The sequence below is a fragment of the Xanthomonas chitinilytica genome (assembly GCF_026107455.2).
In the GTDB taxonomy this organism is placed as follows: domain Bacteria; phylum Pseudomonadota; class Gammaproteobacteria; order Xanthomonadales; family Xanthomonadaceae; genus Stenotrophomonas; species Stenotrophomonas chitinilytica.
The window spans coordinates 92,456-118,602 of record NZ_JAPCHY010000005.1 but is presented as its reverse complement, the minus strand read 5'-3'; the positions used below and the strand labels follow the sequence as shown (position 1 = coordinate 118,602).

At 68.2% G+C, this 26,147-nt stretch carries 26 protein-coding genes, 1 pseudogene and 1 riboswitch; of the genes and pseudogenes, 15 read left to right on the top strand and 12 right to left on the bottom strand.

What is annotated here, in order from left to right; translation table 11 throughout:
- Window positions 1-314: 314 nt before the first annotated feature.
- The gene (locus tag OK345_RS08070) at window positions 315-956 is read right to left on the bottom strand and encodes a response regulator (protein WP_265127416.1); all 642 of its coding nucleotides are present in this window, start codon (window positions 954-956) and stop codon (window positions 315-317) included.
- Window positions 956-2,155, bottom strand: coding sequence for a sensor histidine kinase (locus OK345_RS08065; RefSeq protein WP_265127415.1), 1,200 nt, complete (start codon window positions 2,153-2,155; stop codon window positions 956-958). Before OK345_RS08065 ends, OK345_RS08070 begins: the two co-directional genes overlap by 1 nt.
- A gap of 136 nt (window positions 2,156-2,291) precedes the next feature.
- Here OK345_RS08065 and OK345_RS08060 point away from each other — a divergent pair, with 136 nt between their 5' ends.
- The 6 genes from OK345_RS08060 (at window position 2,292) to OK345_RS08035 (ending at window position 7,745) form a co-directional block, all read left to right on the top strand.
- Window positions 2,292-2,885, top strand: coding sequence for a GNAT family N-acetyltransferase (locus OK345_RS08060; RefSeq protein WP_265127414.1), 594 nt, complete (start codon window positions 2,292-2,294; stop codon window positions 2,883-2,885).
- A 13-nt stretch (window positions 2,886-2,898) separates the two neighbouring features.
- Window positions 2,899-3,645 (top strand): septum site-determining protein MinC, encoded by a 747-nt coding sequence (gene minC, locus OK345_RS08055; protein WP_265127413.1) that lies wholly within the window; start codon window positions 2,899-2,901, stop codon window positions 3,643-3,645.
- Between the two features lie 34 nt (window positions 3,646-3,679).
- A complete protein-coding gene (gene minD / locus OK345_RS08050; RefSeq protein ID WP_265127412.1) occupies window positions 3,680-4,489 on the top strand; it encodes a septum site-determining protein MinD in 810 nt (269 codons plus the stop codon).
- 2 nt (window positions 4,490-4,491) lie between these two features.
- A complete protein-coding gene (gene minE, locus OK345_RS08045) occupies window positions 4,492-4,749 on the top strand; it encodes a cell division topological specificity factor MinE (RefSeq protein ID WP_265127411.1) in 258 nt (85 codons plus the stop codon).
- Window positions 4,750-4,835: 86 nt separating this feature from the next.
- The gene (locus OK345_RS08040) at window positions 4,836-5,324 is read left to right on the top strand and encodes a hypothetical protein (RefSeq protein ID WP_265127410.1); all 489 of its coding nucleotides are present in this window, start codon (window positions 4,836-4,838) and stop codon (window positions 5,322-5,324) included.
- A 444-nt stretch (window positions 5,325-5,768) separates the two neighbouring features.
- A complete protein-coding gene (locus OK345_RS08035) occupies window positions 5,769-7,745 on the top strand; it encodes a M2 family metallopeptidase (protein WP_265127409.1) in 1,977 nt (658 codons plus the stop codon).
- 155 nt (window positions 7,746-7,900) lie between these two features.
- Here OK345_RS08035 and OK345_RS08030 read toward each other — a convergent pair whose 3' ends face one another.
- From OK345_RS08030 to OK345_RS08020, 3 genes are all read right to left on the bottom strand, one after another.
- Entirely contained in the window at window positions 7,901-8,722 is an 822-nt protein-coding gene (locus OK345_RS08030; RefSeq protein WP_265127408.1) for a hypothetical protein, read from the bottom strand.
- Between the two features lie 250 nt (window positions 8,723-8,972).
- Entirely contained in the window at window positions 8,973-9,374 is a 402-nt protein-coding gene (locus OK345_RS08025; protein WP_265127407.1) for a hypothetical protein, read from the bottom strand.
- 71 nt (window positions 9,375-9,445) lie between these two features.
- Window positions 9,446-10,666, bottom strand: coding sequence for a multidrug effflux MFS transporter (locus OK345_RS08020; RefSeq protein ID WP_265127406.1), 1,221 nt, complete (start codon window positions 10,664-10,666; stop codon window positions 9,446-9,448).
- A 335-nt stretch (window positions 10,667-11,001) separates the two neighbouring features.
- Window positions 11,002-11,111: riboswitch (glycine riboswitch) on the top strand.
- Window positions 11,112-11,220: 109 nt separating this feature from the next.
- Here OK345_RS08020 and gcvP point away from each other — a divergent pair.
- From gcvP to OK345_RS07995, 5 genes are all read left to right on the top strand, one after another.
- Window positions 11,221-14,106, top strand: a complete 2,886-nt coding sequence (gene gcvP / locus OK345_RS08015; RefSeq protein ID WP_265127405.1) for an aminomethyl-transferring glycine dehydrogenase — start codon at window positions 11,221-11,223, stop codon at window positions 14,104-14,106.
- A gap of 179 nt (window positions 14,107-14,285) precedes the next feature.
- Complete coding sequence (locus tag OK345_RS08010) at window positions 14,286-15,752, top strand: XVIPCD domain-containing protein (RefSeq protein ID WP_265127404.1); 1,467 nt, start codon at window positions 14,286-14,288, stop codon at window positions 15,750-15,752.
- 15 nt (window positions 15,753-15,767) lie between these two features.
- Window positions 15,768-16,601, top strand: coding sequence for a hypothetical protein (locus OK345_RS08005; protein ID WP_265127403.1), 834 nt, complete (start codon window positions 15,768-15,770; stop codon window positions 16,599-16,601).
- Between the two features lie 127 nt (window positions 16,602-16,728).
- Window positions 16,729-16,950, top strand: coding sequence for an AbrB/MazE/SpoVT family DNA-binding domain-containing protein (locus OK345_RS08000; protein WP_265127402.1), 222 nt, complete (start codon window positions 16,729-16,731; stop codon window positions 16,948-16,950).
- Window positions 16,951-16,954: 4 nt separating this feature from the next.
- Complete coding sequence (locus OK345_RS07995) at window positions 16,955-17,386, top strand: type II toxin-antitoxin system death-on-curing family toxin (protein ID WP_265127401.1); 432 nt, start codon at window positions 16,955-16,957, stop codon at window positions 17,384-17,386.
- Between the two features lie 15 nt (window positions 17,387-17,401).
- On the opposite strand, the gene OK345_RS07990 is transcribed toward OK345_RS07995, so the two are convergent.
- Window positions 17,402-18,130, bottom strand: a complete 729-nt coding sequence (locus tag OK345_RS07990) for a helix-turn-helix domain-containing protein (protein ID WP_265127400.1) — start codon at window positions 18,128-18,130, stop codon at window positions 17,402-17,404.
- 276 nt (window positions 18,131-18,406) lie between these two features.
- Here OK345_RS07990 and OK345_RS07985 point away from each other — a divergent pair.
- Together OK345_RS07985 and OK345_RS07980 are read left to right on the top strand one after the other, a co-directional pair.
- Window positions 18,407-18,577: pseudogene (locus OK345_RS07985) on the top strand (HupB); the annotation flags it as partial.
- A gap of 113 nt (window positions 18,578-18,690) precedes the next feature.
- Entirely contained in the window at window positions 18,691-19,098 is a 408-nt protein-coding gene (locus OK345_RS07980; RefSeq protein ID WP_265155006.1) for a hypothetical protein, read from the top strand.
- 96 nt (window positions 19,099-19,194) lie between these two features.
- Here the strand turns inward: OK345_RS07980 and OK345_RS07975 are convergent, their stop codons facing one another.
- The 5 genes from OK345_RS07975 to hflK form a co-directional block, all read right to left on the bottom strand.
- Window positions 19,195-19,503, bottom strand: coding sequence for a hypothetical protein (locus OK345_RS07975; RefSeq protein WP_265127399.1), 309 nt, complete (start codon window positions 19,501-19,503; stop codon window positions 19,195-19,197).
- A 160-nt stretch (window positions 19,504-19,663) separates the two neighbouring features.
- Window positions 19,664-20,956 (bottom strand): adenylosuccinate synthase, encoded by a 1,293-nt coding sequence (locus OK345_RS07970; RefSeq protein WP_265127398.1) that lies wholly within the window; start codon window positions 20,954-20,956, stop codon window positions 19,664-19,666.
- A gap of 244 nt (window positions 20,957-21,200) precedes the next feature.
- Window positions 21,201-21,386 (bottom strand): DUF2065 domain-containing protein, encoded by a 186-nt coding sequence (locus OK345_RS07965; RefSeq protein WP_265127397.1) that lies wholly within the window; start codon window positions 21,384-21,386, stop codon window positions 21,201-21,203.
- Window positions 21,387-21,508: 122 nt separating this feature from the next.
- Complete coding sequence (hflC, locus tag OK345_RS07960) at window positions 21,509-22,372, bottom strand: protease modulator HflC (RefSeq protein ID WP_265127396.1); 864 nt, start codon at window positions 22,370-22,372, stop codon at window positions 21,509-21,511.
- Window positions 22,372-23,481 (bottom strand): FtsH protease activity modulator HflK, encoded by a 1,110-nt coding sequence (gene hflK / locus OK345_RS07955; protein ID WP_265127395.1) that lies wholly within the window; start codon window positions 23,479-23,481, stop codon window positions 22,372-22,374. The genes hflC and hflK overlap by 1 nt, the downstream gene beginning before the upstream one ends.
- A 143-nt stretch (window positions 23,482-23,624) precedes the next feature.
- Between hflK and OK345_RS07950 the strand changes: the two genes are divergently transcribed.
- Together OK345_RS07950 and pilH are read left to right on the top strand one after the other, a co-directional pair.
- Window positions 23,625-24,620 carry an acrylyl-CoA reductase family protein gene (locus OK345_RS07950; RefSeq protein WP_265127394.1) on the top strand — a complete coding sequence of 332 codons (996 nt, stop codon included), beginning with the start codon at window positions 23,625-23,627 and terminating at the stop codon, window positions 24,618-24,620.
- An 89-nt stretch (window positions 24,621-24,709) separates the two neighbouring features.
- On the top strand, window positions 24,710-25,093 hold the full coding sequence (gene pilH, locus OK345_RS07945; RefSeq protein ID WP_265127393.1) for a twitching motility response regulator PilH: 384 nt from the start codon (window positions 24,710-24,712) through the stop codon (window positions 25,091-25,093).
- Window positions 25,094-25,217: 124 nt separating this feature from the next.
- On the opposite strand, the gene OK345_RS07940 is transcribed toward pilH, so the two are convergent.
- A complete protein-coding gene (locus OK345_RS07940; RefSeq protein WP_265127392.1) occupies window positions 25,218-26,105 on the bottom strand; it encodes a DnaJ C-terminal domain-containing protein in 888 nt (295 codons plus the stop codon).
- Window positions 26,106-26,147: the final 42 nt, after the last annotated feature.

Sequence of the window (26,147 nt, the reverse complement as noted above, 5' to 3'; positions counted from 1 at the left end):
GACCGCGCCCCTGGGGCAGGAGCCGGCAAGCAGCGTTTCTCCACGAGCAGCCCGATCTTGGGCCAGTTGCAACCCGGAAGCCCCGAGCGCACCCCGGAGGCGACCACGTGCTCCGGGCTTGGACAGGGTGAGCGGCCATTGCCCGCGAGACATGGCCTTGCATGGCGGTAAACGCCTCGCGCATTGCGTCGAGCCGGCCCCGTCGTCCAGACCGCGCCCCGGCCAAACAGGACTGCAGGGTCCTCAAGCGCGCCACCACGCGTCCCGATGCCGAACCGACAGCACCGCGCCAGCAAGCGTTCCAGGGCGCGATCTCAGACCAGTTGCAGCTCGAAAGCCTTCAGTACCGCCCGGGTGCGGTCGCGCACGCCCAGCTTGCTGAGGATGTTGGACACGTGGTTCTTGATCGTGCCCTCGGCCACGCCCAGCGAATTGGCGATCTCCTTGTTGGAGAAGCCGCTGGCCATCAGCCGCAGGATTTCGGTCTCGCGGTCGGTCAGCGGATCCGGGCGGTCGAGGCTGACGAACTCGTTGCGCATGTGCTCCAGCCCCGACAGCAGGCGCTGGGTCACCGCCGGCTGCACCAGCGAGCCGCCATCGGCCACGGTGCGGATCGCGCCGACCAGCTGCTCCAGGGTCACGTCCTTGAGCAGGTAGCCCTTGGCCCCGGCCTTGAGCCCGGCCAGCACCAGCTGGTCGTCGTCGAAGGTGGTCAGGATGATCGCCGGCGGCAGCTGCCCCTGCTGCGACAGGGTCTGCAGCGCCTCCAGCCCAGACATCACCGGCATGCGCATGTCCATCAGCACCACGTCCGGCGCGATCTTCGGGATCAGCTCCACCGCCTGGCGGCCGTCGGCGGCCTCGGCCACCACTTCGATCCCGTCGTCCAGCGCCAGCAGCGAGCGGATCCCCTGCCGCACCAGGGTTTGGTCATCGACCAGGCAGACGCGAATCATCAACGCACTCCTTGTGGAACGGGGGCCAGCATCGGGCTGGTTGCACCGGGCACCGAAAGCGTCAGGCGAAAACCCTGGCCCTGGCGACTTTCGATATCCAGCTGCCCACCATACTGGCTGAGCCGCTCGCGCATGCCGCGCAGGCCGTTGCCGGGGATGATGCCTTCGATATCGGCGCCGACGCCATCGTCGTGCGCGGAAATCACCACCTGCCCCTGCTCGCGCCGCACCTGGATCCACAGGTTGCGGGCACCGGCATGGCGCACGGCATTGGTGATGATCTCCTGGGTGCAGCGCAGCAACACATGCGCCCGCTCGGGGTCTTCCACGCTCAGCGGCTCGTCGATGTCCAGGTGGATCTCCAGCGACGGCACCTGCTCGGTGAGCGGCCGCAGGGCCGCCGCCAGGTCGATCGCGCCGCTCTCGCGCAGTTGGCTGACCGCCTCGCGCACGTCGGTCAGCAGCAGCTTGGCCAGGGTGTGCGCTTGGCGCACGTGCTCCTGCGCCTGCCCTTCGGTGATGTGCCCGGCCACTTCCAGGTTCAGGCTCAGCGCGGTCAGGTGGTGCCCCAGCAGGTCATGCAGCTCGCGCGAGATGCGGGTGCGCTCGTTGATGCGGGCGCTTTCGGCCAGCAACAGCCGGGTGGCGCGCAGTTCGGCATTGAGCCGGCGCTGCTCCTCGCGCGCCTGGGTCTGCTGCCGCGCCACCAGGCTGGTCACGAAGATGAACAGCGAGAAGCCGCCGTACAGCAACGACTGCATCAGCGCCTCGAACAGCGGGAACCCCAGGATCAGGTAATAGACCGGCAGCACCGCCAGCTGGCTCAACAGCAGCCAGACCACCCCCACCCGCACCGTCAGCAGCCACGGGATCACCCCGGCGGCCACCATCATCAGGATGCTGCCCAGCCCGGACCGGCTGAAATAGCTGACCGCCAGCGCCGAGACGGTCAGCACCAGCAACATCAGCCGGTCGTACCAGTTCGAATGCCCGCCGGCGCTCAGGCCCCGGGTCAGCCAGAAATAGCAACCGCCGAACCCCAGGTAGGCCACGAACAACCACCAGGCTTCGGCCCGGTTGTACAGCCCGCCCTCCTCCAGCGGCACGTACTGGGTGTAGACCAGCGGCACGCAGACGATGGCCCAGGTGAACAGGCCGGCAAGCCGCAGGACGCGGGTATGGCTGAGGTATCCCAACATGCGCTCATCTTAGGATGAACCGCCGCTGCCGCCCCCTCACGGAAGTCATGCCCGGCTGCTCGCCGCTCCCGGCCGCCCATGCGATAATCCGCCGCACAGCCCCTCGGGGCCGACCGCGTTACCCCACGGAGTCACAATGTCGATCGTCATCCGCGACGTGCGCGAGCACGAGCTCGATTCCGTCCTGGCCCTCAACAACAATGCCGGCCTGGCGATCCTGCCGTTGGATGCAGCAAGGCTGCGCCATTTCTACGAAAACGCCGAGTACTTCCGCGTCGCCGAGCGCGACGGCAACCTGGCCGGCTTCCTGGTCGGCTTCGGCAGCGATGGCGACCACGACAGCAGCAACTTCGCCTGGTTCCAGCAGCGCTACCCGAGCTTCTTCTACATCGACCGCATCGTGGTGGCCAGCCGCCGCCGCGGCGGCGGTGTCGGCCGCGCCTTCTACGCCGATGCGCAGAGCTATGCCGAGCTGCGCTATCCGCAGATGGCCTGCGAGGTGTTCCTGGACCACGGCGCCGACGCCGCGCTGCTGTTCCACGGCAGTTTCGGCTTCCGCGAAGTCGGGCAGAACACCATGGCCGACGTCGACGTGCGCGCCAGCATGCTGCTCAAGGACCTGTGCAGCTATGCCTGGGTGCACGAGACCTACGGCGACAAGCTGCCCGACCTGCCCTGGGTGGGCCATCCGCGCCGCATCGCGCGCGCGCAACGGCCGACGGGGACCTGAGGTGGCGGCGAACATGGATTTCGAACAGGCCGGCGAACTGAAGATCGGCCAGGTGGGCATCGCCAATCTCCGCATCCGCACCCTCGACGTCGAGCGCCTGAGCCGCGAAATGCGCGAGCGCGTGGCCCGGGCGCCGAAGCTGTTCGGGCGCGCGGCGGTGATCCTCGATTTCGGCGGCCTGAGCCAGGTGCCCGACGCGGCCACCGCGCAGGCGCTGCTCGACGGCCTGCGCAGCGCCGGCGTGCTGCCGGTGGCGCTGGCCTACGGCACCACCGAGACCGACCTGCTGTCGCAGCAGCTCGGGCTGCCGCTGCTGGCCAAGTTCCGCGCCCAGTACGAGCGTGTCGAGGCCCAGGCGCCGCCCCCGCCCCCGCCACGCGCGGAACCGGCCCCGGCCCCGGCGCCGGCGCAACCGGCCGCCGCGGCGCCGCAGCCCGGCCGCATGCAGCACGGCACCGTGCGCTCGGGCCAGCAGCTGTATGCCGAGAACTGCGACCTGACCGTACTGTCCACCGTCGGCGCCGGCGCCGAGGTCATCGCCGACGGCAGCATCCATATCTACGGTACGCTGCGGGGCCGGGCGCTGGCGGGTGCCCAGGGCAACACCGGCGCGCGGATCTTCTGTCGTGATTTCCATGCCGAGCTGGTTGCCATTGCCGGCCATTACAAGGTACTGGACGATGTTCCCGAACAGCTGCGCGGCAAGGCCGTGCAGGTCTGGCTGGAACAGGACCAGATCAAGATCGCTGCGCTGGATTGACGCAGCCCCAACCGAACATTCCAGGAGAAATCCTTTGGCTGAAATCATCGTAGTCACCTCCGGCAAGGGCGGCGTGGGCAAGACCACCTCCAGCGCAAGCCTGGCTTGCGGGCTGGCGCGCCACGGCAAGAAGGTCGCGGTCATCGACTTCGACGTGGGCCTGCGCAACCTCGACCTGATCATGGGTTGCGAGCGCCGCGTGGTGTACGACTTCGTCAACGTCGTCCACGGCGAAGCCACGCTGAAGCAGGCGCTGATCAAGGACAAGCGCTTCGACAACCTGTTCGTGCTGGCCGCCTCGCAGACCCGCGACAAGGACGCGCTGAACAAGGAAGGCGTGGAGAAGGTGCTCAAGGAGCTGGCCGCCGAAGGCTTCGACTTCATCATCTGCGACTCCCCGGCCGGCATCGAGAAGGGCGCGTTCCTGGCGATGTACTTCGCCGATCGCGCCGTGGTCGTGGTCAACCCGGAAGTGTCGTCGGTGCGCGACTCCGACCGCATCATCGGCCTGCTCGACTCCAAGACCCACAAGGCCGAGAACGGCGGCAACGTGCCGGCGTTCCTGCTGCTGACCCGCTACAGCCCGGCACGGGTGGAAACCGGCGAGATGCTCAGCATCGGCGACGTCGAGGAAGTGCTGGGACTGAAGGCGCTGGGCGTGATTCCCGAATCCGGCGACGTGCTCAACGCCTCCAACAAGGGCGAGCCGGTGATCCTGGACACCGAATCGCCGGCCGGACAGGCCTACGAGGACACCGTCTGCCGCATCCTCGGCGAGGACCGCCCGTTGCGCTTCACATCCGTGGAGAAGAAAGGCTTCTTCAGCAAGCTGTTCGGAGGGTGAGCATGGGACTTTTCGATTTCCTCAAGGCCAAGAAGACCACCGCCGAAACCGCGAAGAATCGACTGCAGATCATCATCGCGCAGGAACGCAGCCACCGTGGCGGCCCCGACTACCTGCCGCTGCTGCAGCGCGAGCTGCTGGAAGTGATCAAGAAATACGTCAACATCGACGCCGATGCGGTGAAGGTGGACCTGGTCAAGGACGGCGAGCACGACGTGCTCGACATCTCGGTGGCACTGCCGGACGGCCCGCAGGCCTGATCCGCCGGCCGGCAGATGCGGGACCCGCCGCAAGGCGGCCCGCGCAACCGGTGCCACCAGCCATTCCCCCCACCCAGCTTCCCCTCATGCCCGAGCATCCCGCCGCCGCGGACTCCCCCCCCGACGTGCTGTGCGTGGGCGACATCGGCTGGACCGACGCCAGCGCCCTGCTCGCCCGCCATGGCCTGCGCCTGAACCGGGTCGACGACGGGCAGAAGATTCCCGGCAGCTACTGGGGCGAACCCGAGGCCGGGGTGATCGGCAGCGACGTCTACGTGCGCGGCGACACGCCGGTGCACTCGATGTTGCACGAAGCCTGCCACCTGATCGTGCTGCCGCCCGAGCGCCGTGCCGCGGTGCATACCGATGCCACCGATTCGGTCGAGGAAGAAGATGCCACCTGCTACCTGCAGATCGTGCTGGCCGCGCAGTTGCCCGGCGTCGGCAGCGCGCGGTTGATGGCCGACATGGATGCGTGGGGGTATACGTACCGGCTGGGGTCCACGCGGGCGTGGTTCGAGCACGATGCCGAGGACGCCCGGCAGTGGCTGGCTGTTCGCGGCCTGCTCGAATAACCGGTTCCGCGCACGACGCGGCAACATCCGGGCGCGTGGCGACGCGCCAATCCATGCGGCGCCCTGGCTTCCGCCTGGCGCGGTTCGAGCACGATGCCGAGGACGCGCGGCAGTGGCTGGCTGTCCGCGGCCTGCTCGAATAACCGGTTCCGCGCACGACGCGGCAACATCCGGGCGCGTGGCGACGCGCCAATCCATGCGGCGCCCTGGCTTCCGCCTGGCGCGACTCGAGCGCGACGCCGAGGACGCGCGGCAGTGGCGGGCTGTTCGCGGCCTGCTCGAATAACCGGTTCCGCGCACGACGCGGCAACATCCGGGCGCGTGGCGAACGCCGGGCCATGATTTCCCGGCACATCTCCTTGCCCGCGACCTGACGCACTTGCGGCCACTGCGGCGGCCCTCTAGCCTTCGCCGGACTTTCACACATCCATCCGGGGAACCACCGTGAACCATCGCCACCTGTTGCTGGCCCTCGCCGTCGGCGCCGGCGTCCTGTCGCTTTCCGCGTGCAAGAAGGAAAGTGCGGCCGACGCCGCCAGCCCCTCCGCGGCCGCGGCCGCGACCGAATCCGCCGACCAGTTCATCGCCCGCGTCAACGACGAGTACCGCGCGATGTACCCGGAGATCAGCTCGGCGCAGTGGCTGTCGTCCACCTACATCAACGCCGACTCCGAGCGCGTGGCGGCCAAGGCCAACGAGCGCTGGCTGACCGTGCTCAACGGCTGGATCGAACAGGCCGGCCAATACGACGGGCAGCCGATGTCCGAGGACACCGCCCGCGCCATCCACCTGCTCAAGCTGATGACCTCGATGCCGGCACCGCGCGACCCGGCGAAGCTGGGCGAGCTGACCCGCATCGCCACGCGCATGGAAGGCAGCTACGGCGCCGGCAAGTACTGCACCGACGAGAACGACCCGGCCTCCTGCCGCCAGCTCGGCGACCTGGAGAAGGTACTGGCGCGCAGCCGCGACTACGGCCAGCAGCTGGATGCCTGGCAGGGCTGGCACGGCACCGCCAGCACCATCCGCAAGGACTACGTGCGCTTCGTCGAACTGGTGAACGAGGGCGCGAAGGAAATGGGCTTCGCCGACGCCGGCGAGATGTGGCGCAGCGGCTACGACATGCCGGCCGCGCAGATCGGCCCGGAAACCGATCGCCTGTGGGAGCAGGTCAAGCCGTTGTACGAGCAGCTGCACTGCTACACCCGCGGCAAGCTGGGCAAGACCTACGGCAAGGACAAGGCCGAGGTGGGCGGCGGCATGATCGCCGCGCACCTGACCGGCAACATGTGGCAGCAGGACTGGTCCAACCTGTGGGACCAGCTCGAACCCTATCCCGGCACCGGCAGCCTGGACATCACCGCCGCGCTGGAGAAGCAGTACCAGGTCAACCTGAGCGGCGCCCTGGCCCGCGCCGGCAACAACGCCAACGTCGAAACCCTGTTCAAGGCGCAGCGCGAGGCCGAACTGAACACCGCGCGGCAGATGACTGAGCGCGCGCAGGACTTCTACACCTCGCTGGACATGCCGGCGCTGCCCAAGAGCTACTGGGAACGCACCCAGTTCATCAAGCCGCTGGACCGCGACGTGGTCTGCCACGCCAGCGCCTGGGACCTGGACATGGCCGGCGACGTGCGCACCAAGATGTGCATCCGGCCGACCGAGGAAGACTTCACCACCATCTACCACGAGCTGGGCCACATCTATTACGACCTGGCCTACAACCCGCTGCCGCCGCTGTTCCAGAACGGCGCCAACGACGGCTTCCACGAGGCCATCGGCGACACCATCGTGCTGGCGATGACCCCCGGTTACCTGCACTCGATCGGCCTGGTCGACCAGCCGCAGGAGAGCCGCGAGGCGGTGATCAACAACCAGATGCGCATGGCCCTGAGCGGCGTGTCGTTCCTGCCGTTCGGGCTGATGATCGACCGCTGGCGCTGGGGCGTGTTCGACGGCTCCATCGCCCCGGACGACTACAACGCCGCCTGGTGGGAACTGAAGGCCAGGTACCAGGGCGTGGCCCCGGCCAGCGCGCGCGGCGAGGAGTTCTTCGACGCCGGCGCCAAGTACCACGTCCCCGGCAACACGCCGTACACCCGCTACTTCCTGGCGCGCATCCTGCAGTTCCAGTTCTACAAGGGCCTGTGCGACGCCGCCGGGCACCAGGGCCCGCTGAACGAGTGCAGCTTCTATGGCAACAAGGAAGCCGGGCAGAAGTTCTGGGCGATGCTGCAGAAGGGCGCCAGCCAGCCGTGGCAGGCGACGCTCAAGGAGCTGACCGGCAACGACAAGCTCGACGCCGGCCCGATGCTGGAGTACTTCGCTCCGGTGCAGGAGTGGCTGAAGCAGCAGAACGAGGGGCAGATGTGCGGCTGGGAAGTCGCCACGCAGGCCCCGCCGCAGGACAATGCGGGCTGACTGATCGGCGGCTGCCTGCCCGGCGCCCGCTGCACCGGACATCCGCCCCGGGGCCAGAGGCGCCGGGCCGGGTTGCCGCCAGCGCCGGAATTCGCCGCACAAACGAAAACTCCCGGCATCGCCGGGAGTTTTCGTTCAACCTGCGCGGCGCTGGATCAATCCACGCCGAAGTCGAAATAGTTGCTGCTGCCGGTGGCGCCGAACCCGGTCTGCTGGGCCTGGCCCGAGGCCGGCACCAGCGCGTATTCGCCCGGTGCCAGGTCGACGTTCGGCGTGATCCGATAGACGGTGTGGCCGCTGGGCGCGCCGGCCTGGCTGGCCAGCGGTTCGAAGGTGGTGGCGATGATGCGGTCCGGGTGGATGCCGGTGGAGAAGCTGTAACCGCCACCGCTGGCGATACTGACCTCGCGCGTGCCGTTCTTGCGCGTCTCGAAACTGGCCAGGATCACATGGCCTTCCGGACGTGCGTTGCTCGGCGCGGCGACGACGAACGACGGACGCTTGTTGCTGATCCGCTGCTGGGCCTTGGGCCCCGGCAACGAGGCGTACGTGGCCGCGCCACCGAAGCCCAGCGCGCGCACCGCGGTACGCATCGTGCCGACGGTATAACGCATGCTGATGCGCTGGTTGCCATCCAGCATCACCACTTCATCGGCACGGATGGCGGCCGAACCCGTCGCGGTGCCGCCAGCCGCGGCACCGGCGCCGCTTCCGCCGTTGGCGGCAATCATCGCCTCGATGACGGCCTGCGGCACACCCGCCTTGCTCAGGCGGATGACCTGGTCGGGCGAGGTGTTGAACTTCGACGGCGACGACTGGATCGTCATGATGATGGTCTGCGGCGCCAGCTTGGCCGCCACCATCTTCTGCACATCCGCATTGGTCAGCTCTGCGGCATGGGCGATGCCCGAGGCACCGGCGACCATCGCCATTCCCACCAACGCTCCGCGCAGCACGCGCTTTACAGGCTCCCGCATTCTCTATCTCCTTATAAATAAATGGTCGATGCAACCACGTGGTTGACCGCTTCCCGGCGCGCAAGCCCATGGAATCCCCGCTTGGTGAACAAGCCATTCCCCCATCAGGCCCTCCCCCAGGAGCGCAGGCGGAGTGTAGCCTGAGTCTGCGACGGCCACACATGCGCGCTGCCGCGCGCCCCGGTGACGGCGCGCACGCTCCGCTGCGGGTCGAAACCGGGAGCCATGCCGGCCCGCTGCGGCTGGACGCCTAGTTCCCGGGCCGCAAGCCGAGTTCGCCGGCCAGATTCGCCTTGAACTGTTCGAACTCCAGGCCCTGCGCCGCCGCTTCGGCGTGCGCGGCATCCTTGAGCGCATCCGAGTACATCAGCCGCACCGGCGTGCCGGTGCGTTCGTGCAGTTCGGCCGCCTGCATGATCAGCGCCAGCACCCGGGCCGCACTGGTGGTTTCGCCGGCGATGCGGCCATCCATCCCCAGTACCCATTCGCCGTCGCGGCGCACGATGCCGGCCAGCAGGGTCCGCTGCTGGTCGCGCAGTTCGGCATGCGGCTCCACCTTTGCCTGCGCCGGCGGATTGGCGCTGGCCTGGTTGCGCTCGCGCTCGGCCTGCTTCTTCTTCGCCTCGCGGCGGCCCTTGGATTGGATCGACATCGTTGTGTGCTCTTGAACCGCCGCCCCGGTGGCAGCCCGTCTATTGTCCCCGATGCGGGGGGGTGAGGGTGTCAGCGCGCCTGCGTCGAGCGCAGCGCGCGCTGGCTGCGCCGTTCCCACTTCCACATCGACCAGCTGGCCATGGCGAACAGTCCCGCACCGATGGCCAGCCACAAGCCGCTGCGGCTGAGCAGCGCCGACAGCACGCCGGCGATGAAAGCATTGGTGACCAGCGTGCTGAACGCCTGCATCGACGAGGCGGACCCGCGTTGGCGCGGGTACATGTCCAGGATGGCCAGGCTCAGGATCGGGAAGATCAACGCCACGCCGAAGGCGTTCAGGGTCAGCGACAGCAGCGCCCACGGCACCGTCATCTGCGGCGCCAGCGCGTTGTAGGCGATGTTGTAGACGGTGGCCACGGCGATGCAGATGTAGCCGATGCGCACCGCACGCGCGCCGGCGATGCGGCCGGCGGCCCGCCCGGAGGCATACGCTCCCAGCGCCATGCCGCCGATGGTGGGGATGAACAACCAGGCAAACTGCTGCTCGTTCAGGTGCAGCAGATCCAGCACCACGGCCGGCGCCGAAGCGATGTACAGGAACAGGCCACCGAAGCCCAGCGAGCCGGCGGCGGCCAGCCGCAGGAATCGCGGGTTCATGCCGATGCCCACGTAATCGCGCAGCAGCCGCCCGGGGTGCAGGGTCAGGCGCGCGTGCGGCGGGTGGGTTTCCGGCAGCCAGACGCAGGTGATCAGCAGCAGTGCCGCCGAGAACGCCACCAGGAACCAGAACACGCCCTGCCAGTTGCTCCAGCCCAGCAGCCAGCCGCCGATGATCGGGGCGATGGCCGGGGCGATGGAGAAGATCATCGACACCTGGCTCATCAGCCGCTGCGCGTCGTCGCCGTCGTAGAGGTCGCGGATCACCGCGCGGCCGATGATGTAGCCCACGCCGGCCGACAGTCCCTGCAATGCGCGGAACAGCAGCAGCACGCCCATGTCCCGGGCCAGAGCACAGCCGATCGAGGCGGCGATGAACACCACCAGCCCACCGATGATCACCCGCTTGCGCCCCAGCGCATCGGACAGCGCGCCGTGCACCAGGCTCATCAGGGCATAGGCCAGCAGATAGACGCTGATGACCTGCTGCATGGCCAGCTTGTCGGCCCCCAGCTGCGCTCCCATCTGCGGAAAGGCGGGAAACACCGCGTCGATGGCGAACGGACCGAACATCGACAGGCCGCCGACCAATACGGCGATCCGGCGCAGCGAGACCTGCTTGCTTGCTTCCATGGCTTCCTGTGAACAACGGGCAACGGCACCGGTGCCTGCACAGGTGCGGGGGTGGAAAAGGAAATCGACAAGGCCGGGCGCTGACGCGGTACACGGCCATGATGCACTGGTTTGTCCGGACATTCACCCGCGACGGCCGGCGATCCCGGTACGACCCGCCCCGCCGCGTGCAACGCGCGGTCTCCGGGCTGGGGGGGGCAATGGTAATCCAAGCCGGTGCGCAGGTCTGCACCCGGCTATAATCGGCGGGCTGTACGCAACACGGTGGGAGAAGCGGCTGACCCCGCTGCCGAAGGCGCAAACGCCCGTAAATCGCTCAGGCCCGATACCACCTGCAACAAAACTCTGGAGAGACCGGTTGACTCCGGCGCCGAAGGGGCACGAAGCGCACGACTCCCCGTCGCGTCGCTTCCAAACTCTCAGGCAAAAGGACAGAGGGGCACGAGGCAAGCCGCCGGCTTGCCGGCCGGGGCACCGCCTGCGCGGGACCATTGGCCGGCTGGCCGCGAGCGCGCCTGCCGCCCCAGCCCGCATGCCTTCTCCGGACGTCAGCCATGACCCAGAACACCCCTTCCCTGCGCGACCTCGAACACCACACCGCGTTCGTCGAACGCCACATCGGCCCCAACGACGCCGAGATCGCGCAGATGCTGCGCATCGTCGGCCACGACTCGCTGGAGTCGCTGACCGACGCCATCGTTCCCGGCTCGATCAAGTCGCCGGCACCGCTGGCGCTGCCCGAATCGCTGACCGAGGTGGAAGCGCTGGCCAGGATCCGCGCCATCGCCGACAGGAACCAGGTGTTCCGCAGCTTCATCGGCCAGGGCTATTACGGCACCCACACGCCGAACGTGATCCTGCGCAACGTGCTGGAAAACCCGGCCTGGTACACCGCCTACACCCCGTACCAGGCCGAGATCTCGCAGGGCCGCATGGAAGCGCTGATCAACTTCCAGACCCTGTGCGCCGACCTGACCGGCATGGAGATCGCCAACGCCTCGCTGCTGGACGAAGCCACCGCCGCGGCCGAGGCGATGACCCTGGCCAGGCGTTCGGCCAAGTCGAAGTCGGACACCTTCTTCGTGCACGACGCCGTGCACCCGCAGACGCTGGAACTGCTGCGCACCCGCGCCGAGCCGCTGGGCATCGTGCTGCGCGTGGGCACCCCGGCCGAGGCGCTGGAAGCCGACTGCTTCGGCGTGCTGCTGCAGTACCCGGATACCTTCGGCCACGTCGGCGACCACAAGGCCCTGGCCGAGGCCGTGCACGCACGCAACGGCCTGGTCGCGGTGGCCACCGACCTGCTGGCGCTGACCGTGATCGCCGCCCCCGGCGAATGGGGCGCGGACATCGTGGTCGGCAACTCGCAGCGCTTCGGCGTGCCGTTCGGCTTCGGCGGCCCGCACGCGGCGTTCATGGCCTGCCGCGATGCCTACAAGCGCTCGATGCCGGGCCGCCTGATCGGCGTCTCGATCGATGCCCAGGGCAACCCGGCCTACCGCCTGACCCTGCAGACCCGCGAGCAGCACATCCGCCGCGAGAAGGCCACCTCCAACATCTGCACCGCGCAGGTGCTGCTGGCGGTGATGGCCTCGATGTACGCCGTGTACCACGGCCCCGAGGGCCTGACCCGCATCGCCCGCCGCACCCACCGCCTGGCCGCGATCCTGGCCGCCGCGCTGCGCGGCGCCGGCGTCAACGTCGGCGAGCACTTCTTCGACACCCTGCACGTCAAGGACATCGACGCCGCGGCGATCCACGCCAAGGCCCGCGATGCCCGCATCAACCTGCGCGCGATCGACAGCGAAGCGGTCGGCATCAGCCTGGACGAGACCACCACCCGCGCCGACATCGTCGCGCTCGGCCAGCTGTTCGGCGTGTCCGTGGACGTGGACGCGCTCGATGCCGCCACCGCCGACGCGCTGCCGGCCGGCCTGCTGCGCACCAGCGCGTTCCTGACCCACCCGGTGTTCAACACCCACCACAGCGAACACGAACTGCTGCGCTACCTGCGTTCGCTGGCGGACAAGGACCTGGCGATGGACCGCACCATGATCCCGCTGGGCAGCTGCACCATGAAGCTCAACGCCACCGCCGAGATGATCCCGGTGACCTGGCCGGAGTTCGCCAACATCCACCCGCTGGCCCCGGCCGAACAGGCGCAGGGCTACAGGGAACTGATCGACGGGCTGGAAGCGATGCTGGTCGAATGCACCGGCTACGACGCGGTCAGCCTGCAGCCCAACTCCGGCGCCCAGGGCGAGTACGCCGGCCTGCTGGCGATCCGCGCCTACCACCGCTCGCGCGGCGAGGGCCATCGCGACATCTGCCTGATCCCCGAATCGGCGCACGGCACCAACCCGGCCTCGGCGCAGATGTGCGGCATGAAGGTCGTGGTCACCAAGTGCGACGCCAACGGCAACGTCGATGTCGAAGACATCCGCGCCCAGGCCGAGAAGCATGGCGACCGCCTGGCCGCACTGATGATCACCTACCCGTCCACCCACGGCGTGTTCGAGGAAGACGTGGTCGAGATCTGCGAGATCATCCACAAGCATGGCGGCCAGGTGTACACCGACGGCGCCAACATGAACGCCCTGGTCGGCGTGGCCAAGCCCGGCAAGTGGGGCTCGGACGTGTCGCACCTGAACCTGCACAAGACCTTCTGCATCCCGCACGGCGGCGGCGGCCCGGGCGTCGGCCCGTGCGCGGTCAAGTCGCACCTGGCGCCGTTCCTGCCCGGCGCGCTGGTCAAGGACGGCGTGCGCACGCAGGGCGTGGGCAACGGCGCGATGGTCTCGGCCGCCACCTTCGGCAGCGCCTCGATCCTGCCGATCAGCTGGATGTACATCGCCCTGATGGGCAGCGCCGGCCTGCGCAAGGCGACCCAGGTCGCGCTGCTCAACGCCAACTACATCGCCAAGCGCCTGGCCCCGCACTACCGCACGCTGTACACCGGCCGCAACGGCCTGGTCGCGCACGAGTGCATCCTCGACGTGCGCCCGCTGGAGAAGGCCACCGGCATCGGCGCCGAGGACGTGGCCAAGCGCCTGATCGATTTCGGCTTCCACGCCCCGACCCTGAGCTTCCCGGTCGCCGGCACGCTGATGGTGGAGCCGACCGAAAGCGAATCGCTGCACGAACTGGACCGCTTCATCGACGCGATGATCCAGATCCGGCAGGAGATCGCCGCGATCGAGGACGGCCGCCTGGACCGCGAGGACAACCCGCTCAAGCACGCCCCGCACACCGCCACCCAGGTGTCGGCCAGCGAGTGGACCCACGCCTACCCGCGCGAGCTGGCCGCGTTCCCGCTGCCGACCCTGAAGCTGCAGAAGTACTGGCCGCCGGTCGCACGCGTGGACAACGTCTACGGCGACAAGAACGTCATGTGCGCCTGCATCCCGGTGGATGCGTACAAGGAAGACGCCGAGGCGTAAGCGCTTTCACTCTTGAATGCGATGCAACAGGCAAGGCCCCGCTCGCGGGGCCTTGCTGCATACGGAACCGGCAGCGAACCGGCAGGCAGAATCGTCGATAGGCTGTGACTGCACACACGGTCCCTAGCCTCTGACATGGCCTAGGATGGGCCTATCGCACACTGGGACAGGAGGTCGCCATGAACGAAGCGAGTCCGCTTGACATCCGCACTTCCGCCGATGAGGTCGGCAGACTCCTTGCAGAGGGCCAACCAACGGCCGCATTACGCAGACTCGACCAATTGCGGCAGAACCAGCCTCTTGTCGTGCAGGAAGCCCTAGACCGCTACGTGGCCGCCGAGAACCGCGAACACCTGGAGGCCATCGACAGGAACATTCCGTCTTCACCCGCTATCGCTGTACTGCGGCCAACCCATGAACGGCTGATGGACAGTTCCGGCCCACCCCGCTTTCCCTCCTCCGAGGAACTGGAAGGACTGGACGCTGCCCAGCAATTCCACGTATACGCCAGCATCGTGGCCACACGGGGCGACGCACAGGCGATGAGCGAGCTTGAGGCCGGCAACCGCGTGATACTCGGCCTGCGCAACGAAACCCGCACCACGGACCATGGCGGTCGCGGCGCATATGACGACCGCATTGTGGTGCTGTGGCAAAATCCGGACAATACAACCGGTTTAGCCCAGTTCCACCAGGCAAGTACCGAGCCCACTTCCCAATACGATGCACGCGCCGGACAGGACCCGCAACCGGCTCCATATCAAGGCTCGGCTTTCCGACGCGCCGAGGGCCTGGATAGCGACCGCGATGGCACCCCCGACTTGGGGCGTCTGGCCGAGGGGACGATAGAAATGCGGGCAACCACCCATCTCACTCCGGGAGGGCGCGGGACGACGCACTTCTCCCTGCGCCCCAGCCTGGATGCCGTAGACAACGGGGCCGGTGGTGTACACCGCGACACGAATGGCGACGGGTGGTTCGACTCGGCCGACAAACATGGTATCCAGCCGCTCAACGACACTTTCAAGCACCATATGGGCAGCGCCCGCAACACCGACTCTGCCGGCTGCCAAACCCTCCCCCGGCAGACCGAAACGGACCAGAACTTCTATAGCAGCTATATCGAGGCGGTACGCGGCACCCCAGGGCAAGAGCGCTGGCAGTATGTACTCACCAGCACCAGGCACGAACCGCCAAGGCAGCACGAACTGGGTGCAGAAGGCATCGGCAACACGCAGCGACAGCTAGCCGATCCTCGTCTGCCGGGTCACCCGGACAATACGTTGTACAGCCAGATCCGCCAGCATGTGGATACGCTGGGAGACTCCTGGCGGGACAATGCCGACGCCGTCAGCCTGGCCTTGCTGCATAGCGCCAAGGAGAAAAACTGGACATCCGTCAGTGACATCCGCATGAGCCACCCGGTCAACGGTCGACAGGCTGGTGAAACCCTGTTCCTGGTCCGGGAGAGTGGCAACGACCCGGCCGACCAACGGATCGGCGTATCGGTTACGACGCTTGCACGCGCCACCACGGAAGGGAGCCTGGATCAACTCGCCGCGCATGCCCGCGATCAAGCCGCCCATGACCAGCAGCAACGCGACGTGGATGCCCATACGCAAACGGCACCCGGATTTTCACGCTGAAACATAGGAGCCTCCATGGTTCGCCGCCCCATCGTCGGTTTGATCGTAGTTCTCGGCCTGGCGGCATGCACCGCCTTCCCCCGTGCGGATACGGCAGCATCCACGTCGCTCAACGGTTACGACACCCTGCCCTATCCGCCCACCGAGGATGCGCACTGGGGGCCGCTTCCGCCGGAACTGGCCGCGGTGCTGGCCGACCTGCCCGACACGCTGGCGCCGCTGGACCGCCCCGGCCGTGAGGTATTGGCCAAGCTGTCGTATGCCCATGCGCGGCAGAAACCTTTCTATGCGCGGCGCGACGGCGTCACCGTGTGGATCCGTCGCTTCCCTGGCCGCGGTGGTGCGCCCGACGGCCTGGCGCTACAGATCGCTGGCTCCTGCAATCGCCTCCCGGCTGGCATCGGCCGGCTTGCCCCCGACGACCAGGCCACCTTGAACCGTAGCTGCTCGCAACGGCAGCGTTCGGAATTCGACAGCGGCCTCCTGCTTTTCCTCCTGGCGGCCGATGGCCGGCTGCAGCCTGCCGGCGACGTCCCCGGCACGCCCTTTCCCCAGCTCGACCCGCACGACTGGCAGGCGCTACGCCGGGCCGGGGCCAGCGCCCCGTTTGCGGACATCGCCACGCTCGCGCGCACCGACGCGATCCGTCTGCTGATCGAACCGGATCCGGAACGGGGTTTCCCGCCAGGCATCAAAGGTTTGGTCGGCGATTCCTCGCCGATGCTGCACGGTGGTTTCGTGGTCTGGACCGGCGATCGTTTCGAACTGCGCCAGCAGGCCTTGCCGGAACAATGGCCCTGTCGCAGCTTGGACAGAGACTGCGAAACCGATCCCTACCGGCAACCCTGAATCCGGAAGCAGCCCACGGTGCCAGGATTGACCGGCCCATGCCGCGGCCCGGACAGCGATGCCGCGGCGGCGTTGCTGCCCCTCATTGCCAGTGATGACTCAAGTCACAACAGTCGTGAGGCCAGCCATGAAACTCAAGATCACCGGCAGCGGCAACTCCGCCGGCGTCATCCTGCCCAAGGAACTGCTCGCACGCCTGCGTCTTGGCAAGGGCGACGAGCTGTATGCACTGGAAACGCCCGATGGCATTCGCCTGACCGCATTCGACCCGGAACTTGCCGCGCAGATGGAAGTTGCCGAAGCCATCATGCGCGAAGATCGCCAGGTGCTGCACAAGCTGGCGCAGTGAGACGATGACGATTCGCTGGATCGGCAAGCCGCTGGCATTGGCCATCCACGACTGCCAGCTTGCCGAGCATGGCGGAGGCAGCGGCGTCCGCGACGACACCCTGCCCGACTCCGCCCTTGCCCGTCCGCAGCAGTTGCACGCTTGCGGCAACCCACCGCCCGACCTTGCCGACCTGGCTGCCAGCCTGGCTTTCGGCCTGGCCCGCAATCAACCGTTCGTCGATGGCAACAGGCGCACTGCGCACGCCTGCTACCGCGTGCTCATTGCCCTCAACGACGGGAAACCAAGCGCAACCGACGAGGAAAAATACATCGCCATGCTCGGCCTTGCCGAAGGCTCCACCAGTGAAGCGGAGTCCGCGGCCTGGTTGCGCTTCCGGCTCACCGTCGGTACCGGCGGCAGGGTGCCGGAACCGCACCCGGGTTATCCGGGCTGAAGCCCGGCACCCCGATCACGCGCCCGCCCCCCCACCGGGCTCCGTCCGCGTGGCGACCATCGCCCGGTACTGGCGCGGCGCCATGCCCGTTTCCGCCTTGAACTTGCGGGTGAACGCGCTCTGGTCGCTGAAGCCGCAGGCCTGGCCGATGCTGGCCACGCTGTCCTCGCCGTGCAGCAGATGCATGGCGATCTGGATCCGCAGCCGGGTGAGTACCTGCTGCGGAGTCATCTGGAACACCTTGCGGAAGCTGCGCTCCAGCTTGGACAGCGAGAAGCCGGTGATGTCCAGCAGGGTCTGCATGCGCACGTTCTCGGCGTAGTGGGTGTTGAGGTAGTCCAGCGCCAGCCGCAGCGGCTCGTACTGCGATTCCAGTCCGCCCTTCTGCCCCAGGTCGCGGGAAATGCCGATGATGCCGCGCACCTGGCCGTCGACGACCAGCGGCCGCTTGCAGGTCAGGCACCAGCCCGGTTCCTGGTTGGCGAACAGGTGCAGTTCCATCAGGTTCTCGATCACCTCCCCGGCCAGCACCCGTTCGTCCTGGCGGGTGTAGTCCTCGCTCAGTCCGGCCGGATAGATCTCGCCGGCGCGCTTGCCGATCACCTCGCTGCGCGATTTCAGCCCCAGCCGCCGCATCATGGTCATGTTGACGTGGGTGTAGCGGCCCTCTTCATCCTTGACGAAGAACAGCACGCTGGGAATGGCGTCGAACAGGGCTTCGATTTCGGCAGGGTCGATACGCATCGGGCAGCCTTTGCATCGGGGAAAGACCGGCTTGCGGCCATGGCCACCGGAACAGGACGGGGTATCGCGGTGGCGCCGGAGCGCGCGCCAGCGCAGGCCATTCTAGTCATTCGCGCATACCCGTCACGCCCGTCGCCGGCGTCCACGATGGTCGGCATGCACGCCGGCACGACTTCGCGCCCACCGCCTTTTAACCACGGCCCTCCCACCCTCGGCGATGTCCTGCGCCGCCGGCAACCTGCCGGCGGCGCCGGCCCGACACGCTAGGAGACAGCCATGCCACGCGGAGACAAGTCCAGCTATACCGGGAAGCAGAAACGCCAGGCCGCGCACATCGAGCAGAGCGAGAAGGAACATGGCCGCAGCGATGCCGCGGCGGAGCGGATCGCCTGGGCCACGGTCAACAAGCAGGACGGCGGCGGCAAGAAGTCCGGCAGCGGCCGCAAGCCGTCAGCCGTCAGCCGTCAGGAAACACTGATGCCCGCCACGCCGCCAGATTGCGCAAGGCGGGGGTGATTCCGGCCATGCATCATCGCGGGTGTATGCAGCGGAAGACCATGATGAACGATCTACCTGTCCCCGAAGACTATGCCGCCGGCCAGCTCTGGCGCTGCGATGGCCGCGATGCCGGGGAACACCCCACCGTGCTGATCAACCTGGTCGAACAGCATCCGCTGGGCGGGCGCATCTTCCATGTAACCCTGGATGGCCTGCGCCTGCGTCACCCCGGCCTGCCAAGCGGCATGATGACCCGGCTGGCGCACGTGCCGGTGACCGAACAGACCTTCAAGCGCAGCGGCATGACGTACCTGGGAACGCATGCGCCGGCGGCGGATTACCGCAAGGGCCATGCCCAGTGGCGGCAGGCGTTCGACGCTGGACACGCCGGCTCGTTCGATGTCGACGTGCCGACCATCCTGGAAGTCGTCGAGCGGCAACTCAACAGTGCCCCACCGGGCCGGGCCTGAGCCGTTGCATCAACGCGCCGATGTACGCCGGGGCGCGACGGCGCAGCGTATCCGGCCAGCTCACCCGCACCGCCAGCAGCACGCCACTGGCGAAAATCAGGAGAGGGGCAGGGTTGCGCAGCCCCCCACCAGATGGTCGCTGGCTTGCAGGTAGTCGAGGATGGCGATGCCGAAGCCCCGGTGGAACCAGTAGCTCGACCACAACCCGAGGAAGGCCACCAGCACATAGGCCGTGGAAAACAGCAGGGCTGGCTCGCGGCATATCCGCCGCCACAGGCGGGCCACCCAGGAGCGTCCGCCTTGGGCGATGTCCGGAATCGGCGACCAGCTGTCCGGCGCACGGGGCGTCCCATCGGCAACCAGGCTTGCTGTCTGCCCCGCTTCACTCTCCGCTCCTGGCCGCATCGTGCTTTTCTCCTCCTGTTGGCGGCCACAGCGTCACCGAAAAAACCGTGAAGCCGGAAGAAGCCGGAAGAAGCCACCAGGCTCCCCGCACTTCGACCGTCCGCACAAAGAAAAGCCCCGCATCGGCGGGGCTTTCCTCCTACGGCATTCCTGCTGCGACTCAGCCCCACGGATCCTGCAGGATCATGGTGTGGTCGCGGTCCGGGCCGGTGGACACGATCGAGACCGGGCAACCGGCCAGTTCTTCCAGCGCGCGCAGGTAGGCGCGGGCGGCCGGCGGCAGGTCGTCCCAGTTGGTGATGCCGTGGGTGTTCTCGCTCCAGCCCGGGAACTCCAGGTACACCGGGGTGCATTCTTCCCAGCCCTGCGCGTCCAGCGGCGCGTACTCGGTGCGCTTGCCGCGGTATTCGTAGGCGATGCAGACCTTGAGCTTCTCCATGCCGTCGAGCACGTCGAGCTTGGTGATGCACAGGCCGCTGATGCCGTTGATGGCGACGGCGCGCTTGAGCGCGACGATGTCGATCCAGCCGCAGCGGCGCGGGCGGCCGGTCGAGGCGCCGTATTCGGCACCGCGGTCGCGGATGCCCTGGCCGATCTCGTCGTCCAGCTCGGTCGGGAACGGGCCGCCGCCAACGCGGGTGGCGTAGGCCTTGGCGATGCCCAGCACGTAGTCGATGGCATCGGCGCCCACACCGGCACCGGCCAGCGCACCGCCGACGGTGGTGTTGGAGCTGGTGACGTACGGATAGGTGCCGTGGTCGATGTCCAGCAGCGCGCCCTGCGCGCCTTCGAACAGCACCCGCTTGCCCTGCTTGCGCAGCTCGTGGCAGATGCCGGCCACGTCCGACTTCATCGGCTCGACGTACTCGCCGAAGGCCAGCGCCTCGTCGTAGGTCTTCTGGAAGTCGACCGCATCGGTGCCCAGATACTTGGTCAGCACGAAGTTGTGGTAGTCCAGTGCGGTGCGCAGCAGTTCTTCCAGCTGCTGGGGGTAATGCAGGTCGGCGATGCGGATGCCGCGACGCGCCACCTTGTCTTCGTAGGCCGGGCCGATGCCACGACCGGTGGTGCCGATCGCCTTGCCGCCGGCAGCGCGCTCGCGCGCCTGGTCCAGGGCGATGTGGTACGGCATGATCAGCGGCGCGGCCGGGGAGATCTTCAGGCGCGAACGCACTTCGACGCCGGCCGTTTCCAGCTCCTCGATTTCCTTCTGCAGCGCAGCCGGGGAAATCACCACGCCATTGCCGATCAGGCACAGCGCGTCGTCGCGCAGGATGCCGGACGGGATCAGATGCAACACGGTCTTCTTGCCGTTGATGACCAGCGTGTGGCCGGCATTGTGACCGCCCTGGAAACGGACGACGGCACCGATTTCCTCGGTCAGCAGATCGACGATCTTGCCCTTGCCTTCATCGCCCCACTGGGCGCCGAGAACGACTACTGATTGACCCATGACGGGTGACTCCTGGTTTGCTGCGGCCATCGGGGCCGCGGACGGGGACCGCGCAGGCCGGCGCTGTTCACCCGGGTGGATGCGCCATCGGGGAGCATCCGGCAAACGGCCGGCCATACACGGAAAAAGCCGAACGGGGCGCTCTGCATGGAGCGGGCCCGACCGGCTTTTCAGGATTATCCGGGTTTTGATCGCCGCCCACCACCCCCGGCCGTTCAGCCCGCAAGGCCGCGCCCGGCCCGGCTCAATGCCGCAGCAGCCACAGCGCCAGCAGGCCCGCGCCCAGGGTCACCGCGCCGATCCGGCGCAGCACCGGCAGCGGCATGGCCAGCAGCTGTTCGGCCATGCGCTTCCACGCCTGCGGCGCGGCGAACAGCAGCAGCCCCTCCAGCACCGCGACCAGGCACAGCGCCACCAACAGGTCTTGCATCGCTTACTCCCTTCCCGCGGCCGTCCGGCCGCGGCCAGCCGGCCCCGGGGCCGGCACCAAAACGAAACGGGGACCCGGCATGCGCCGGGTCCCCGCAGGTGTCGCCGCGACGGCTCCGGCCGTCAGCGGTCGCTCTTGAGGTACTGCAGGAACGGATCGTTCTTGTCGAGCACGATCACGCCGTTGCCGTCGGCCATCGAGCCGCGGTAGGCCTCCAGGCTGCGGTAGAAGGCGTAGAACGACGGGTCGGCGGAGCCGGCCTTGCCGTAGATGGCCGCGGCCAGGGCATCGCCCTCGCCTCGCAGCTGCTGCGCATCGCGCTCGGCCTCGGCCACGATCACGGTGCTCTCGCGGTCGGCCTGGGCGCGGATGGTCAGCGACTGCTCCTCGCCCTCGGCGCGCAGCTTGGCCGCCTCCTGTTTGCGCTGGGCGCGCATGCGCTCGTACACGTCGGTGATCACCTGGCTGTCGGTCGGCAGGTCGATCTGCTTGATGCGCAGGTCGATGATCTGCATGCCCAGGGTCTTCACCGCATCGTTGATCGCGCTGAGCTGGTTGGCGATCAGCTCGCTGCGGTCGCCGGAAACCAGCTGCTGCAGCGTGCGCGAGTTGATCTGGTTGCGCAGCGAGTCGGTAATGATCGGCGCCAGCCGGGCATTGGCGATGCGGCCGTCGCCGCCGGTGGCACGGTAATAGGCACGCACGTCGGAGATGTAGCCGATGGCGAAGAAGTCGACGCTGACGTCCTTCTGCTCGGCGGTGAAGTAGCGCGCCGGCGCGGTGTCCAGCACCTGGAAGCGGCGGTCGAACACCCGCACCGACTCCACCACCGGCACCTTGAAGTGCAGGCCCGGCTTGATGTCCGCGCGCACCACCTTGCCCAGGTTGAGGACCATCGCCGTCTGGTCCTCGCGCACCACGTACACCGAGCCCATCAGGCCCAGCAGGACGGCGACGGCCAGACCAATCCACAGGGAATTCTTCATTACCGGGCCTCCTCACGACCTGTGGAGCGGGTGACGCTGCGATCCGGGTTGCGGATGCTGTCGGCGGGGGTACCGGCCGATGGCATCAGCACTTCCGGAGTGAGCAGCGGCGATGCGCTGGTACGGCCGCTATCGGCCGGCATCGGCACGTAGATCAGCTGGCGGCCATCGCCGCCGATGATCTTGCGGTTCTCCGCCAGCACCGCCTGCACCGTCTCCAGCCACAACCGCTTGCGGGTCACTTCCGGGGCGTTCCTGTACTCGGCCTGCAGCAGGCTGAAGCGCTGCGCGTCACCCTGGGCGCGGGCGACCAGCGCCTGCTTGTAGCCCTCGGCCACGGTACGGGTGCGCGACGCCTGGCCGCGCGCTTCCGGCACCACCTTGGCGGCGTAGGCCTGGGCCTCGTTGATCAGGCGTTCCTTGACCTGCTGGGCGCCGTTGACCTCGTCGAAGGCCGGCTTCACCTCTTCCGGCGGACGGGCGTCGGGCAGGGTCAGGCCGGTCACCGACAGGCCGGTGCGGTAGGCGCCCAGCGCGGCCTGCAGGCGTTCCTCGGCCGCCGCGGCCAGCGGCCCGCGGGCGTTCAGCACGGCGTTGAGGTCGGCACGGCCCACCTGCTCGCGCACCGCGCTCTGCGCCGACTGTTCCAGCACCTGGTCGGCATCGACCGAACCGAACAGGTACAGGCGCGGCTCGTCGACCCGGTACTGCACGTTCAGCGAGACGTTGACGATGTTCTCGTCGCGGGTCAGCACCGGCACCTGGCTGCTGAAGGTCTTGATCTGGGTCGCGTTGACCTTGGTCACCGACTCGATCGGCCACGGCAGCTTGAAGTTCGGGCCGGGCTGCAGGATCCGCGAGAACTGGCCGAAGCGCAGCACCACGCCGCGCTGCTGTTCGCCGATCAGCTGGAAGCTGCTGAACAGCACCAGCAGGGCGACCACGATCAGCACCCAGCGCCAGACGCCGCCATCCAACAGATCCTTCAGCGGACCGGGGAAATTGCCGCCCCAGCCTCCGCCGCCATTGCCGCCGCGCGGCTTCCACGGGCCACGTCGAGTGTCGTCGGGGCCGTCTCCGCCCTTGCCGCCGGGTGTATTCCAGGCCATGCACGCTCCATCTGGTGAGGCTGCTCCGCGGGCCACTCCCGCAGCGCCAGCCGTAAATCGGACGCTGATTCTACTAGATGGGGCAGACCTGCCGTTTTGGAAGGGCTATCTTGCCTTTTTCCGTTGCCGACCCAGGTCCATCGATGTCCATCCCCGCCCAGTTTCCCGCATTTCGCATCCACAACGACGACGCCGGCTACCGCGCCGGGATCGAACCGCTGGCCCTGGACCAGTTGAGCCCGGGCGAGGTGGTGATACGGGCACGCTGGTCCTCGGTCAACTACAAGGATGCGCTGGCCGGCACCGGCCAGGGCAGGATCCTGCGCCGCTTCCCGCTGGTGGGCGGGATCGACGTGGCCGGCGAGGTGGTTGCCTCGACCGACCCGGCATTCCGCGAGGGCGATGCGGTACTGGCCACCGGCTGCGGCCTGAGCGAGACCCGCGACGGCGGCTACAGCCGCTATGTGCGGCTGGAGTCGAAATGGGCGATCCCGTTGCCGGCCGGGCTGTCGCTGCGCGAATCGATGGTGCTGGGCACCGCCGGCTTCACCGCCGCGCTGGCGCTGCTGCGCCTGCGCGAGAACCGGCAGACGCCCGAACTTGGCCCGCTGGCGGTCACCGGCGCCACCGGCGGTGTCGGCTCGCTGGCGGTGGACATCTTCAGCCGCGCCGGCTACGAGGTGCATGCGATCAGCGGCAAGGCCGACCGCGCCGGCTACCTCAGGACGCTGGGCGCCAGCGAGGTGCTCGGCCGCGAGGCGCTGGCCACCGCCCGGCCGATGGAATCGGCCCGTTTCGGCGGCGGCCTGGACAACGTCGGCGGCGGCATGCTGACCAGCCTGCTGGCGCAGACCGTCCCCTACGGCAACGTCGCCTCGGCCGGCCTGGCCGGCAGCGCCGACCTGGCCATGACGGTGATGCCGTTCATCATCCGCGGCGTGTCGCTGCTGGGCGTGGCCTCGGCCGGCACCGCGCGCGACATCCGCGACCAGGTCTGGCAGCACCTGGGCAGCGACTGGAGGCCGCGCCACCTGGAAACCATCTGCACCCGCGAAGCCACCCTGGAACAACTGCCGGAGGTGTTCGCGGCCATGCTGGCGGGGCAGTCGTTCGGCCGCACCGTGGTGCGGCTGGACTGAGCCGCGATGGCGTTGCGCAGACGTGACGCAGGCATCTTCACGACAGTGCGATCGCCGCACTACACTGCCGGCTTCACATGGGGAAAAACATGGCGCGCATCCTGATCGTCGACGATTCGCCGTCGCAATTGCTGGGCATCCAGCGCATTGTCGAGAAGCTTGGCCACGAAACCATCACCGCCACCGATGGCGCCGCCGGGGTCGAGGCCGCCAAGGCCTCGCTGCCGGACCTGATCCTGATGGACGTGGTGATGCCCAATCTCAACGGCTTCCAGGCCACGCGCACGCTGCGCCGCGAAGCGAGCACGCAGGACATCCCGGTGATCCTGGTGACCACCAAGGACCAGGACACCGACCGCATGTGGGGCATGCGCCAGGGCGCCCGCGCCTACATCACCAAGCCGTTCTCCGAGCACGAGCTGTCGGAAGTGATCGAGCGCGTATTCAGCAGCGACGAACCGCCGGCGGCCTGAAGTGCGCCGGCGTCACTGGAGCTGACGCCCCACGCCCTCGGTGCGCCTCCTGACCCGGGGGCTTCCCGGCCGACGGGTTGCGGGCGTGCCGGCCAGCCGCGGGCCCGCCCCCTGTCCATTGCGCTTACGCCGTCTCGCCGAAGGCCTTGGCCAGGTTGCGGTAGGCCTTGCGCTGGGCCTCGTCGGTGGCGACCGGGGCGACGATCTCCAGTTCCACGATCTGGTCGCCGTCGGGGCTGCCCGGCAGGCCGCGGCCGCGCAGGCGCAGCTTGCGCCCGGCTTCCGAATCGGCCGGCACCTTCAGTTCCACCGCTCCGCCCAGGGTCGGCACGCTGATGCTGGTGCCCAGCGCTGCCTGCCACGGCGTGACCTGCAGCGTGTACAGGATGTTGCGCCCGTCGACCTCGAACTGCGGGTGCGCGGCGTATTCCACTTCCAGCATCAGGTTGCCGCCGCCGCTGCCCTGCCCGGCCAGGCGGATCACCTGCCCCGGGCGGATGCCCTTGGGCACGCGCACGTCGAGCTGGCGGCCGTTGACGGTGATGCGCAGGGTATCGCCGTTGTAGGCGGCCTCCAGCGGCACCGCGAGCTTGGCGCGGGTGTCGCGCATCGGCTGCGGGCCGGCACCGGCGCCGGCGAAGCCGCTGGCGCGGCCACCGCCGCGCTGGCGCGCGAACAGGCTCTCGAAGAAATCGCTGAAGCCGCCGCCGGCACCGCCGCCGAACACTTCCTCGAAATCGAAGCCCTGGCCGCCGCCGAAGTTGGGCGGCGCCTGGAATTCCTCGCCCGGGCGGTAGCCCTGGGCCCGCAGCTGGTCGTAGGCCGCGCGCTTCTGCGGATCGCGCAGCGCCTCGTAGGCCTCGTTGACCGCCTTGAACTTCTCCTCGGCGCCGGCCTCCTTGCTGACGTCGGGATGGTATTTGCGCGCCAGCCGCCGGTAGGCGGTCTTGATCTCCGCTTCACCTGCGCTGGGTTCCACCCCCAGCGTGGCGTAGTAATCCTTGAATTCCATCCACTTACCTCAAAGAGTCGGCCCGGCACCTTGCGGCGACGG

What these genes read in the sequence shown, in the direction of transcription:
- OK345_RS08070 (WP_265127416.1), bottom strand. Translation starts at nt 956, where the DNA reads ATGATTCGCGTCTGCCTGGTCGATGACCAAACCCTGGTGCGGCAGGGG.
- OK345_RS08065 (WP_265127415.1), bottom strand. Translation starts at nt 2,155, where the DNA reads ATGTTGGGATACCTCAGCCATACCCGCGTCCTGCGGCTTGCCGGCCTG.
- OK345_RS08060 (WP_265127414.1), top strand. Translation starts at nt 2,292, where the DNA reads ATGTCGATCGTCATCCGCGACGTGCGCGAGCACGAGCTCGATTCCGTC.
- minC (WP_265127413.1), top strand. Translation starts at nt 2,899, where the DNA reads ATGGATTTCGAACAGGCCGGCGAACTGAAGATCGGCCAGGTGGGCATC.
- minE (WP_265127411.1), top strand. Translation starts at nt 4,492, where the DNA reads ATGGGACTTTTCGATTTCCTCAAGGCCAAGAAGACCACCGCCGAAACC.
- OK345_RS08040 (WP_265127410.1), top strand. Translation starts at nt 4,836, where the DNA reads ATGCCCGAGCATCCCGCCGCCGCGGACTCCCCCCCCGACGTGCTGTGC.
- OK345_RS08030 (WP_265127408.1), bottom strand. Translation starts at nt 8,722, where the DNA reads ATGCGGGAGCCTGTAAAGCGCGTGCTGCGCGGAGCGTTGGTGGGAATG.
- OK345_RS08025 (WP_265127407.1), bottom strand. Translation starts at nt 9,374, where the DNA reads ATGTCGATCCAATCCAAGGGCCGCCGCGAGGCGAAGAAGAAGCAGGCC.
- OK345_RS08020 (WP_265127406.1), bottom strand. Translation starts at nt 10,666, where the DNA reads ATGGAAGCAAGCAAGCAGGTCTCGCTGCGCCGGATCGCCGTATTGGTC.
- gcvP (WP_265127405.1), top strand. Translation starts at nt 11,221, where the DNA reads ATGACCCAGAACACCCCTTCCCTGCGCGACCTCGAACACCACACCGCG.
- OK345_RS08010 (WP_265127404.1), top strand. Translation starts at nt 14,286, where the DNA reads ATGAACGAAGCGAGTCCGCTTGACATCCGCACTTCCGCCGATGAGGTC.
- OK345_RS08005 (WP_265127403.1), top strand. Translation starts at nt 15,768, where the DNA reads ATGGTTCGCCGCCCCATCGTCGGTTTGATCGTAGTTCTCGGCCTGGCG.
- OK345_RS08000 (WP_265127402.1), top strand. Translation starts at nt 16,729, where the DNA reads ATGAAACTCAAGATCACCGGCAGCGGCAACTCCGCCGGCGTCATCCTG.
- OK345_RS07995 (WP_265127401.1), top strand. Translation starts at nt 16,955, where the DNA reads ATGACGATTCGCTGGATCGGCAAGCCGCTGGCATTGGCCATCCACGAC.
- OK345_RS07990 (WP_265127400.1), bottom strand. Translation starts at nt 18,130, where the DNA reads ATGCGTATCGACCCTGCCGAAATCGAAGCCCTGTTCGACGCCATTCCC.
- OK345_RS07980 (WP_265155006.1), top strand. Translation starts at nt 18,691, where the DNA reads ATGAACGATCTACCTGTCCCCGAAGACTATGCCGCCGGCCAGCTCTGG.
- OK345_RS07975 (WP_265127399.1), bottom strand. Translation starts at nt 19,503, where the DNA reads ATGCGGCCAGGAGCGGAGAGTGAAGCGGGGCAGACAGCAAGCCTGGTT.
- OK345_RS07970 (WP_265127398.1), bottom strand. Translation starts at nt 20,956, where the DNA reads ATGGGTCAATCAGTAGTCGTTCTCGGCGCCCAGTGGGGCGATGAAGGC.
- OK345_RS07965 (WP_265127397.1), bottom strand. Translation starts at nt 21,386, where the DNA reads ATGCAAGACCTGTTGGTGGCGCTGTGCCTGGTCGCGGTGCTGGAGGGG.
- hflC (WP_265127396.1), bottom strand. Translation starts at nt 22,372, where the DNA reads ATGAAGAATTCCCTGTGGATTGGTCTGGCCGTCGCCGTCCTGCTGGGC.
- hflK (WP_265127395.1), bottom strand. Translation starts at nt 23,481, where the DNA reads ATGGCCTGGAATACACCCGGCGGCAAGGGCGGAGACGGCCCCGACGAC.
- OK345_RS07950 (WP_265127394.1), top strand. Translation starts at nt 23,625, where the DNA reads ATGTCCATCCCCGCCCAGTTTCCCGCATTTCGCATCCACAACGACGAC.
- pilH (WP_265127393.1), top strand. Translation starts at nt 24,710, where the DNA reads ATGGCGCGCATCCTGATCGTCGACGATTCGCCGTCGCAATTGCTGGGC.
- OK345_RS07940 (WP_265127392.1), bottom strand. Translation starts at nt 26,105, where the DNA reads ATGGAATTCAAGGATTACTACGCCACGCTGGGGGTGGAACCCAGCGCA.